The organism is Pandoraea pneumonica (assembly GCF_049918595.1).
Classification (GTDB): domain Bacteria; phylum Pseudomonadota; class Gammaproteobacteria; order Burkholderiales; family Burkholderiaceae; genus Pandoraea; species Pandoraea pneumonica_A.
Map to the genome: position 1 here is coordinate 251,116 of NZ_JBNCRZ010000007.1, position 10,497 is coordinate 261,612.

General features: G+C 58.5%; 8 protein-coding genes and 4 tRNA genes. All 12 read right to left on the minus strand.

The genetic code is table 11. From position 1 onward, the window contains the following. Positions 1-15: 15 nt before the first annotated feature. The 12 genes from rpoB to ACPWR9_RS24255 all read right to left on the minus strand — a co-directional run bounded on the left by rpoB (position 16) and on the right by ACPWR9_RS24255 (position 9,823). Entirely contained in the window at positions 16-4,122 is a 4,107-nt protein-coding gene (rpoB, locus tag ACPWR9_RS24200) for a DNA-directed RNA polymerase subunit beta (protein WP_426301409.1), read from the minus strand. A gap of 451 nt (positions 4,123-4,573) precedes the next feature. Continuing rightward, the gene (gene rplL / locus ACPWR9_RS24205; RefSeq protein WP_426301411.1) at positions 4,574-4,951 is read right to left on the minus strand and encodes a 50S ribosomal protein L7/L12; all 378 of its coding nucleotides are present in this window, start codon (positions 4,949-4,951) and stop codon (positions 4,574-4,576) included. Positions 4,952-5,011: 60 nt separating this feature from the next. Next, positions 5,012-5,509 carry a 50S ribosomal protein L10 gene (gene rplJ, locus ACPWR9_RS24210; RefSeq protein WP_150682394.1) on the minus strand — a complete coding sequence of 166 codons (498 nt, stop codon included), beginning with the start codon at positions 5,507-5,509 and terminating at the stop codon, positions 5,012-5,014. A gap of 342 nt (positions 5,510-5,851) precedes the next feature. Further along, positions 5,852-6,547 carry a 50S ribosomal protein L1 gene (rplA, locus tag ACPWR9_RS24215; protein WP_426301413.1) on the minus strand — a complete coding sequence of 232 codons (696 nt, stop codon included), beginning with the start codon at positions 6,545-6,547 and terminating at the stop codon, positions 5,852-5,854. Next, positions 6,547-6,978 (minus strand): 50S ribosomal protein L11, encoded by a 432-nt coding sequence (rplK, locus tag ACPWR9_RS24220; protein WP_150682392.1) that lies wholly within the window; start codon positions 6,976-6,978, stop codon positions 6,547-6,549. The genes rplA and rplK overlap by 1 nt, the downstream gene beginning before the upstream one ends. Positions 6,979-7,121: 143 nt before the next feature. After that, complete coding sequence (gene nusG, locus ACPWR9_RS24225; protein ID WP_150682391.1) at positions 7,122-7,679, minus strand: transcription termination/antitermination protein NusG; 558 nt, start codon at positions 7,677-7,679, stop codon at positions 7,122-7,124. A 1-nt stretch (position 7,680) separates the two neighbouring features. Next, positions 7,681-8,061, minus strand: coding sequence for a preprotein translocase subunit SecE (gene secE, locus ACPWR9_RS24230; protein ID WP_150682390.1), 381 nt, complete (start codon positions 8,059-8,061; stop codon positions 7,681-7,683). 22 nt (positions 8,062-8,083) lie between these two features. Beyond that, positions 8,084-8,159: transfer RNA gene (locus ACPWR9_RS24235), tRNA-Trp, on the minus strand. A 65-nt stretch (positions 8,160-8,224) separates the two neighbouring features. After that, entirely contained in the window at positions 8,225-9,415 is a 1,191-nt protein-coding gene (gene tuf, locus ACPWR9_RS24240; RefSeq protein ID WP_426301361.1) for an elongation factor Tu, read from the minus strand. Positions 9,416-9,486: 71 nt separating this feature from the next. Then, a tRNA-Thr gene (locus ACPWR9_RS24245) sits at positions 9,487-9,561 on the minus strand. Positions 9,562-9,595: 34 nt separating this feature from the next. Continuing rightward, a tRNA-Gly gene (locus ACPWR9_RS24250) sits at positions 9,596-9,669 on the minus strand. A gap of 68 nt (positions 9,670-9,737) precedes the next feature. After that, a tRNA-Tyr gene (locus ACPWR9_RS24255) sits at positions 9,738-9,823 on the minus strand. Positions 9,824-10,497: the final 674 nt, after the last annotated feature.

Genomic DNA, 10,497 nt, shown 5'->3' on the forward strand with positions numbered 1-10,497 from the left:
TTTGCCTGAACGCGATTAACCGCGCTCCAGGTCGATATCGATACCGAGCGAACGGATTTCCTTGACCAGCACGTTGAACGATTCCGGCATGCCGGCATCGATCATGTGATCGCCCTTGACGAGGTTCTCGTACACCTTCGTACGGCCCGTCACGTCATCCGACTTCACCGTCAGCATTTCTTGCAGCACATACGATGCGCCGTAAGCTTCCAGTGCCCACACTTCCATTTCACCGAAACGCTGACCACCGAACTGGGCCTTACCGCCCAACGGCTGCTGCGTCACCAGCGAGTACGGACCGGTCGAACGCGCGTGCATCTTGTCGTCGACCAAGTGGTGCAGTTTCAGCATGTGCATGAAGCCGCAGGTGACCGGACGCTCGAAGGCTTCGCCGGTACGACCATCGAACAGCGTGACCTGGTTCTTCGACGGCGTCATGCCGAGATCCTTCGCAATGTGATCCGGGAAAGCCAGATCCAGCATGCGGCGGATTTCGTCTTCATGCGCACCATCGAACACCGGCGTTGCGAACGGCACGCCGTTCTGCAAGTTGCGCGCCAGCGACATGATCTCGTCGTCCGACAAGCTCTCGATATCTTCTTGCTGACCGCTCTCGTTGTAGATCTTCGTCAGGAACTTGCGAACTTCCTGGACCTTGGTGTGCGCTTGCAGCATTTCGCCGATACGCCAACCCAGACCCTTCGCTGCCCAGCCGAGGTGCGATTCGAGAATCTGACCCACGTTCATCCGCGACGGCACGCCGAGCGGGTTGAGCACGATGTCTGCCGGACGGCCATCGGCCATGTACGGCATATCTTCGATCGGCACGATCTTCGAGACCACACCCTTGTTACCGTGACGGCCGGCCATCTTGTCGCCAGGCTGGAGACGGCGCTTCACGGCCAGGTACACCTTGACCATCTTCAACACGCCCGGCGGCAGTTCGTCGCCTTGCGTGAGCTTCTTACGCTTCTCTTCGAAAGCCAGATCGAACGAGTGACGCTTCTGCTCAATCGATTCCTTGATCTGCTCGAGCTGTTGCGCACCTTCGTCTTCGGCCAGACGAATGTCGAACCAGTGGTAGCGATCCAGATCGGCCAGGTATTCCTTGGTGATCTTGGTGCCCTTGACGAGCTTCTTCGGACCGCCGTTTGCGGTCTTGCCCACCAGGAAGCGCTCCAGACGTTGGAACGCGTCGCCTTCCACGATACGCAGCTGGTCGTTCAGGTCCAGACGGTAGCCCTTCAGTTCATCGTCGATGATCTGTTGAGCGCGCTTGTCGCGCTGGATACCTTCACGCGTGAACACTTGCACGTCGATGACCGTGCCGCTCATGCCCGAGGGCACGCGCAGCGACGTATCCTTCACGTCCGAAGCCTTCTCGCCGAAGATCGCGCGCAGCAGCTTTTCTTCCGGCGTGAGCTGGGTTTCGCCCTTCGGCGTGACCTTGCCCACCATCACGTCACCGGCTTCGACTTCCGCGCCGATGTACACGATGCCCGACTCGTCCAGACGGCTCAGTTGCACTTCCGCCAGGTTCGAGATGTCGCGCGTGATTTCTTCCGGTCCGAGCTTCGTGTCGCGAGCGACCACGTTGAGCTCTTCGATGTGGATCGACGTGTAACGGTCTTCCGCAACGACACGCTCCGAGATCAAGATCGAATCTTCGAAGTTGTAGCCGTTCCACGGCATGAACGCGATCAGCATGTTCTGACCCAGCGCCAATTCGCCCAGATCGGTCGACGCGCCGTCGGCGATCACATCGCCGCGCGCCACCTTGTCGCCCACTTCTACGATCGGGCGCTGGTTGATGTTGGTGTTCTGGTTCGAACGCGTGTACTTGATCAGGTTGTAGATGTCCACGCCGACTTCACCGGCAACGGCTTCATCGTCGTTCACGCGAATCACCACACGGCCGGCGTCGACGTAATCGACCACACCGCCACGGAATGCCTGCACGGTGGTGCCCGAGTCGACCGCAACCGTGCGCTCGATACCCGTACCCACAACCGCCTTTTCCGGACGCAGGCAAGGCACGGCCTGGCGCTGCATGTTCGAGCCCATCAATGCGCGGTTCGCGTCATCGTGTTCAAGGAACGGAATCAGCGAGGCAGCGACCGAGACGATCTGCGACGGGGCCACGTCCATGTACTGGATGCGGTCCGGCGTGACCATCAGCGTTTCGCCAGCTTCACGCGACGACACGAGTTCGTCGGTGAGCGAGCCGTCGGCGCCGATCGACGCGTTCGCCTGAGCGATCACGTAGCGGCCTTCTTCAATGGCCGACAGGTAGTCGATCTGGTCGGTGACCTTGCCGTCTTCCACCTTGCGGTACGGCGTCTCGAGGAAGCCGTATTCGTTCAGGCGGGCGTACAGTGCCAGCGAGTTGATCAGACCAATGTTCGGACCTTCCGGCGTTTCAATCGGGCACACGCGACCGTAGTGCGTCGGGTGCACGTCGCGCACTTCGAAGCCGGCGCGCTCACGCGTCAGACCGCCCGGGCCCAGTGCGGAAACACGACGCTTGTGCGTGATTTCCGACAGCGGGTTGGTTTGGTCCATAAACTGCGACAGCTGCGACGAACCGAAGAACTCGCGAATGGCCGACGAGATCGGCTTGCTGTTGATCAGGTCGTGCGGCATCAGGTTTTCCGACTCAGCCTGACCCAGACGTTCCTTCACAGCGCGCTCGACACGCACCAGACCGGCGCGGAACTGGTTTTCGGCCAGTTCGCCGACGCAACGCACACGACGGTTACCCAAGTGGTCGATGTCGTCGACTTCGCCGCGGCCGTTACGCAGATCCACGAGGATCTTGATCGTCGCGAGGATGTCGTCGTCTTCCAGCGTCATCGGGCCGAGCACTTCATCGCGGCCGACACGACGGTTGAACTTCATACGACCCACCTTCGACAGGTCGTACGCTTCTTCGCTGTAGAACAGACGGTTGAACAGGGCCTCGACCGCATCTTCGGTCGGCGGCTCGCCCGGACGCATCATGCGATAGATCGCGATACGTGCGGCCGTTTGGTCGGCGGTTTCGTCGATACGCAGCGTGGCCGAGATGTACGGACCTTGATCCAGGTCGTTCGTGTACAGCGTCTGGATATCCGACACGCCCGACTCGCGCAGCTTGACCAGCACGCTTTCGGTGATTTCGTCGTTGGCGTTGGCGATCACTTCGCCGGTATCGCCATCGATCACGTTCTTCGCGAGCACGCGGCCGAGCAGGTAGTCTTCCGGCACCGAGATGAACTTGGTGTTGGCGTTCTCCAGGTCACGGATGTGCTTGGCGTTGACGCGCTTGTCCTTCTGGACAATGACCTTGCCTTCGCGATCGGTGATGTCGAAACGAGCCACTTCACCACGCAGACGCTCCGGCACGAACTCCATCTGCGCGCCTTCCGGCATCAGCTTGAAGTTATCGAACACGAAAAAGTTCGCGAGGATCTGTTCCGGCGTCAGACCAATGGCCTTGAGCAGGATCGTGACCGGCATCTTGCGACGGCGGTCGACGCGGAAGTACAGGATGTCCTTCGGATCGAATTCGAAGTCCAGCCACGAGCCGCGGTAGGGGATGATACGTGCAGAGAACAGCAACTTACCCGAGCTGTGCGTCTTGCCCTTGTCGTGTTCGAAGAACACGCCCGGCGAACGGTGCAGCTGCGAGACGATGACACGCTCCGTGCCATTGATGACGAAGGAACCCGTGGAGGTCATGAGCGGAATTTCGCCCATGTACACTTCCTGTTCCTTGACTTCCTTGACGACGGGCTTATTCGGCGATTCCTTATCCAGGATCACCAGACGAACTTTGGCGCGCAGAGCCGAGCAAAAAGTCAGGCCGCGCTGTTGACATTCCTTAACATCGAACGCGGGAGTACCGAGCAAATAGCTGACGAACTCAAGGCGTGCGAACCCGTTGTGAGAAACGATCGGGAAAATGGAGGAGAAGGCCGCTTGCAGACCCTCCGGTTTCCGCTCCGATGCAAGCGCGTCGGCTTGCAAGAACGATGTGTACGAGGCGAGCTGGGTGGCCAGCAAAAACGGCACCTTGTGCACGGTCGGACGCTTCGCAAAACTCTTGCGAATGCGTTTCTTCTCGGTGAAGGAATAGTGCATTACGATCTCCGAATCACTACGCTGACGACGACGGCAGGCATCGCCAACGGGTGTTCATCGACTGAGACCAGACGTCCTCCACGGCGGGCTTGCCATGGAGCAACGAGCTTGGTGGTTGGCCGCTACCAACCGCTGGCTGACGGCGACGGATGCCTGTGTTGCCCGTCGCCCGACCAAACTTGCCTTCTGCAGTCGCTTCAGAAGACAAAGAGAAGAACCGCCAGGCCATCACACGGCGCGATCTTTTCTTTGGCCTCTCTGTGTGTGTAACGCGCGTTTCAAACGCAGCAGCTCACACGGCCATCATGAAAATTTGTTTGACTTCAACTACTTGGCGCTAATGTGCACCGGCTTTCGAATACCGCACCCAGGCTTAGGGTTTTGCATCTCCTGAAAGCACAAAAAGGCTGACGACTTTTCGTCGCCAGCCTTCCCGACACGCAGAACCGAATTACTTGATTTCGGCCTTCGCGCCAGCGTCTTCCAGCTTCTTCTTGGCTTCTTCAGCACCAGCCTTGTCGACGCCTTCCTTGACAGCCTTCGGAGCGCCATCAACCAGATCCTTGGCTTCCTTCAGGCCCAGGCCGGTGAGTTCGCGGACGGCCTTAATGACGCCGACCTTGTTCGCACCAACTTCTGCCAGGATGACGTTGAATTCGGTTTGCTCTTCAGCAGCAGCAGCACCACCGCCTGCGCCTGCCGGGCCAGCGACTGCCAGGGCAGCTGCCGACACGCCGAACTTTTCTTCGAACGCCTTAACCAGGTCGTTCAATTCCATAACCGACATCGAGCCTACTGCTTCGATGATTTCGTCTTTCGTGATTGCCATTTGTAAAACTCCTAGATTGTGTTCGGACCGAAGTCAGCGATCGTGTAACCGGGACGAGAATTAAGCAGCTTCCGCTTGCTTCTTCTCGGCCACGGCAGCCAGGACGCGAGCAAAGCCGGAAACCGGCGCTTGCATAACACCCAGCAACTTCGCGAGCAGTTCGTCGCGGCTCGGGATGGAAGCGAGCGCTTGCACGCCAGCCTTGTCCATCACCTTGCCGTCGTACGAGCCGGCCTTCAAGATCAACTTGTCGTTGCCCTTCGAAAAGTCGTTCAAGACTTTCGCAGCGGCTACGGGATCCGTCGAGATACCGTAGATCAGAGGACCGGTCATCTGTTCAGCCAGGTCAGCAAACGGGGTGTTTTCCACCGCGCGGCGTGCCAGCGTGTTCTTCAGAACGCGCAGGTAGACGCCTTGCTGACGCGCGCTAGCGCGAAGCTTCGTCAGATCGCCAACCGTGATTCCGCGATATTCAGCCACAACGATGGTCGAAGCACCGGCGACTTGCGCCGAAACTTCTGCCACGACGGCTTTCTTATCATCAAGATTAAGTGCCACGGTTAACCTCCAAAATTGACATCACCTCATGGTGATGCCGTTCCACTAACGGCTTACCGACATGTCTGGAGTTTCTATCACCGCGCCCGGAGATCCGTGCGCCATGATGTGACTGCAAAACTTGTTCGGGTTCGCCATCTGCGTTGGCTGGCGTATTAAGGGAGCGTCAGTGAATGCCCATTCCCGCCAACGGTCTTTGATAACCGGAAGCGCTTTCCGAAGAACTCGCTTCCGCCCAAAGTCTTTTGCTGCTGGCTATCGATCTCGAGGATCTGAAGCCATCGCAGGGGACGCCATCACCCTGCGATTGCGATACTTTGCAGTGCCGCGCGTGTCTGGCGATTAGGCCGACAGCGATGCCTGGTCCACACGCACGCCAACGCCCATCGTGCTCGACAGGGCGATCTTGCGCAGGTAGACACCCTTGCTCGAGGCCGGCTTGGCCTTCGTCAGGGCTTCGAGCAGAGCCGACAGGTTCTGCTGCAGCGATGCGGCTTCGAACGAAGCACGGCCGATCGTGGCGTGAATGATGCCGCCCTTGTCGACGCGGAATTGCACCTGACCTGCCTTGGCGTTCTTCACAGCCGTAGCAACGTCCGGGGTCACCGTGCCAACCTTCGGGTTCGGCATCAGGCCGCGCGGGCCGAGAATCTGACCCAGCGTACCAACGACGCGCATCGTGTCCGGCGAAGCGATCACGATGTCGAAGTCCATATTGCCGGCCTTGATTTGCTCAGCCAGGTCTTCCATACCGACGATTTCAGCGCCGGCAGCCTTGGCTTGCTCAGCCTTTTCGCCTTGGGCGAAAACGGCGACGCGAACCGACTTACCGGTACCGGCCGGCAGAACGACCGAACCACGAACCACTTGGTCCGACTTCTTCGCATCCACGCCCAGTTGAACGGCGACGTCGATCGACTCGTCGAACTTGGCGCTTGCGCATTCCTTGACCAGGGCCAGAGCGTCGCCGACCGGGTACAGCTTGTTGCGGTCGACCTTAGCGGCCAGTGCTTGTTGACGCTTCGAGATCTTAGCCATTACAGACCCTCCACCGTGATGCCCATCGAACGTGCGCTGCCAGCGATGGTGCGAACCGCAGCTTCCAGATCGGCAGCGGTAAGGTCAGGCATCTTGGTCTTCGCGATTTCTTCCGCTTGTGCGCGGGTGATCTTGCCCACCTTATCGGTGTGCGGCTTGGCCGAGCCCTTGTCGAGCTTGGCAGCCTTCTTGATCAGCACGGTTGCCGGCGGGGTCTTCAGGACGAACGTGAAGCTCTTGTCCGCGAAGGCGGTGATCACCACCGGAATCGGCAGACCCGGTTCGAGGCTCTGCGTTTGCGCGTTGAACGCCTTGCAGAACTCCATGATGTTCAGGCCGCGTTGACCCAGTGCCGGGCCCACGGGGGGCGACGGATTGGCTTTACCTGCAGGAATCTGCAGCTTGATAAAGCCGATGATTTTCTTTGCCATGGTTTACTCCGGAACGAATATGTGGCGCATATTCGGGGTTGAGTCATAGCGCGCGTTCACCAAAAACGGGCTACTGACGCTCCTCGGCGACGGCTGTCACCAACGCAAAAACGCGCCGGACGTCGCGCCGGCGCATTTTATTCTTAGATCTTTTCGACTTGTCCGAACTCCAGTTCTACCGGAGTCGCCCGTCCAAAAATGGTGACGGAAACACGTAGGCGGGACTTTTCGTAGTTCACTTCTTCCACCGAGCCGTTGAAGTCCGTGAAAGGACCATCCTTGACTCGAACCAGCTCGCCCACTTCGAACAACGTCTTGGGACGCGGCTTTTCCACCCCGTCCTTGATTTGAGACATGATCTTGTCGACCTCGACCTGACGAATCGGCGTCGGACGGTTACCCGTGCCGCCGACGAAGCCGGTGACCTTGGCGGTGTTTTTCACCAAGTGCCACGTCTCATCCGTCATTTCCATCTCGCACAGCACATAGCCGGGAAAGAAACGACGTTCGGTGACCGACTTTTGGCCACCCTTGGTTTCTACAACTTCTTCGGTCGGGACCAAGATCTCGCCGAAATAATCTTCCATGCCCGCACGCGTAATGCGTTCGCGCAGCGCCTTGGCTACGCTCTTTTCCATGCCGGAATACGCATGAACGACGTACCAGCGCTTCTTACTCGGTGCAGCCCCGGTATCAGACATATCACTTCCAGCCAAGAATTAAAGAGAACACTGCCCACTCGATCGTCTTGTCGCTGATCCAAAGATACAGCGCCATGATGATGACGAACGCGAAGACAATCGCGGTCGTTTGGGCGGCCTCTTTACGGGTCGGCCAAACGACCTTACCCACTTCCCGATACGCATCCTTAGCAAAGGCCATGAAGCCCTTACCGGTTTGCGATGCCAATCCAACACCTGCGGCAATGGCCAGAACGACGACGATGGCAGCAACGCGCACATACAGCGCCTGTTGTTCCAAAGCGTAGAACGCCACGACACCAGCAATCACCAGCAGCCCGGCCAGAGCCAGCAGCAGCTTGTCGCCAGTCGTACGTACAGTTTCTACGGGAGAATTCGCCATTTCCAGCTTGCAGACAGTTGTTTGGCAGGGGCAGAGGGAATCGAACCCCCAACCTTCGGTTTTGGAGACCGACGCTCTGCCAGTTGAGCTATACCCCTAAAACAGCAGAGGGGCCAGCCGCCAAAAGCTGACCCCGTAAGCGCGGACCGTTTAAGGTACCGGCTTAAGCAACGATCGTAGCAACCACGCCGGCGCCGACGGTACGGCCACCTTCGCGAATTGCGAAGCGCAGACCTTCGGTCATGGCGATCGGAGCGATCAGCTTGACCGAGATCGACACGTTGTCGCCCGGCATGACCATTTCCTTACCTTCCGGCAGGCTGATCGAACCGGTCACGTCCGTCGTACGGAAGTAGAACTGCGGACGGTAGTTGTTGAAGAACGGCGTGTGACGACCACCTTCGTCCTTCGACAAGATGTACACCTCACCCGTGAACTCCGTGTGCGGCTTGATCGAGCCCGGCTTGGCCAGAACTTGACCACGCTGGACGTCTTCACGCTTCGTGCCGCGCAGCAGAATACCCACGTTGTCGCCTGCTTGACCTTGGTCGAGCAGCTTGCGGAACATTTCAACGCCCGTGCAAATCGTCTTGACCGTCGGCACGATACCCACGATTTCGATTTCTTCGCCGACCTTGATCACGCCCGACTCAACACGACCCGTCACAACCGTACCGCGACCCGAGATCGAGAACACGTCTTCGACCGGCATCAGGAATGCCTTGTCGATCGCGCGCTCCGGCGTCGGGATGTACGTGTCCAGCGCTTCGGCCAGAGCCATGATCGCGGCTTCACCCAGTTCGCCCTTGTCGCCTTCCAGCGCCAGCTTGGCCGAACCCTTGATGATCGGCAGATCGTCGCCCGGGAATTCGTACTTCGTCAGAAGTTCGCGAACTTCCATTTCCACCAGCTCGAGCAGCTCGGCGTCGTCCACCATGTCGCACTTGTTCAGGAACACGATGATGTACGGCACGCCAACTTGGCGGGCCAACAGGATGTGCTCACGCGTTTGCGGCATCGGACCGTCTGCGGCCGAGCAAACCAGAATTGCGCCGTCCATCTGCGCAGCACCGGTAATCATGTTCTTGACGTAGTCGGCGTGGCCCGGGCAGTCAACGTGTGCGTAGTGGCGGTTCGCCGTTTCGTACTCGATGTGTGCGGTGTTAATCGTAATGCCGCGTGCCTTTTCTTCCGGCGCTGCGTCGATTTCGTCGTACTTCTTAGCCTGGCCGCCGAACTTCGACGACAGAACCGTTGCGATAGCGGCCGTCAGGGTGGTCTTGCCATGGTCAACGTGACCGATGGTGCCGACGTTCACGTGCGGCTTAGTCCGCTCGAATTTTTCCTTTGCCATTTCCAACTCCTAACGGGTTATCTATTGCCGAGTTGCTCGGCATGTTGATTGCCGCGCTTCACACTATCTGGTGGTGCCCATGGGCAGGATCGAACTGCCGACCTCTCCCTTACCAAGGGAGTGCTCTACCACTGAGCCACATGGGCGAATCCTTTACTTCTTCTGCGTCTGCGCGTCACCTGGAGCGGGTGAAGGGAATCGAACCCTCGTCATAAGCTTGGAAGGCTTCTGCTCTACCATTGAGCTACACCCGCTTGGATTCCGACTCTCGCTTCCTTGATAATGAGCGCCGGAACTTCCGGCGCTCATTACTTCCGCATTCTGGTGGAGGAGGTTGGATTCGAACCAACGTAGGCGTAAGCCAACAGATTTACAGTCTGCCCCCTTTAGCCACTCGGGCACCCCTCCGCAGAGAATTTGCAATTATGGAGATGTCGCCTTACCTTGTCAACACCTTCCACGCATTAAATGAGCAGTTTTTGTGCCTGCTGCCGCGATTTTTTTCGATTTGTGCGGCAAGCCTTTGATTTTCTTGGGAATCGAGACGGTGGCGAAAAAAGAGAATCCGCACAGCCGCCAGGGCATCCGGCACTAGCGACGTTGCCCCCTGTAGATACCGGCCCAAGCCGCCGCATCGAGAAGCCGCAACGGGAACCGGAAAACGGATCCAAGTGCCCTTAATGGCCGCTCAAACGGCACCAGCAAGGGCATATGCCTGCCGCCTGCGGGGGACTGCTCGACAACTGCTATACAGCTACCGCGGCCATATCCCCTAGCCACGTACCTGTTATCGCTATTCCAGCGCGTCAGGCCCCGCTGAACAAGTCATCACCACCCAGTACTATGGGTTGCCCTTCCAATCGCTAGGTGGTGGCCATAGGCCGCAGTGAGGGCGCACTCCTGGGCCGAGAAAGTCAGTCGAGCCTCGAGGGCATTAGGGAATGGCAATTTGAAAGGAAACACCTCGAATCGCCACCGCATACGGGCCAAGAAATGCGAAAAAAAGCGCAATCTTGCTTTGCGGGACGTCGATAGACGAGCCAGATCCACTCACTCAAACCGAAGATCTAAACTGCGCGCCC

Excerpts from the sequence above, each read along its gene's own strand:
- tuf (WP_426301361.1), bottom strand. The coding sequence starts at position 9,415 with ATGGCAAAGGAAAAATTCGAGCGGACTAAGCCGCACGTGAACGTCGGC.
- rplK (WP_150682392.1), bottom strand. The coding sequence starts at position 6,978 with ATGGCAAAGAAAATCATCGGCTTTATCAAGCTGCAGATTCCTGCAGGT.
- rplA (WP_426301413.1), bottom strand. The coding sequence starts at position 6,547 with ATGGCTAAGATCTCGAAGCGTCAACAAGCACTGGCCGCTAAGGTCGAC.
- rplL (WP_426301411.1), bottom strand. The coding sequence starts at position 4,951 with ATGGCAATCACGAAAGACGAAATCATCGAAGCAGTAGGCTCGATGTCG.
- nusG (WP_150682391.1), bottom strand. The coding sequence starts at position 7,679 with ATGTCTGATACCGGGGCTGCACCGAGTAAGAAGCGCTGGTACGTCGTT.
- secE (WP_150682390.1), bottom strand. The coding sequence starts at position 8,061 with ATGGCGAATTCTCCCGTAGAAACTGTACGTACGACTGGCGACAAGCTG.
- rpoB (WP_426301409.1), bottom strand. The coding sequence starts at position 4,122 with ATGCACTATTCCTTCACCGAGAAGAAACGCATTCGCAAGAGTTTTGCG.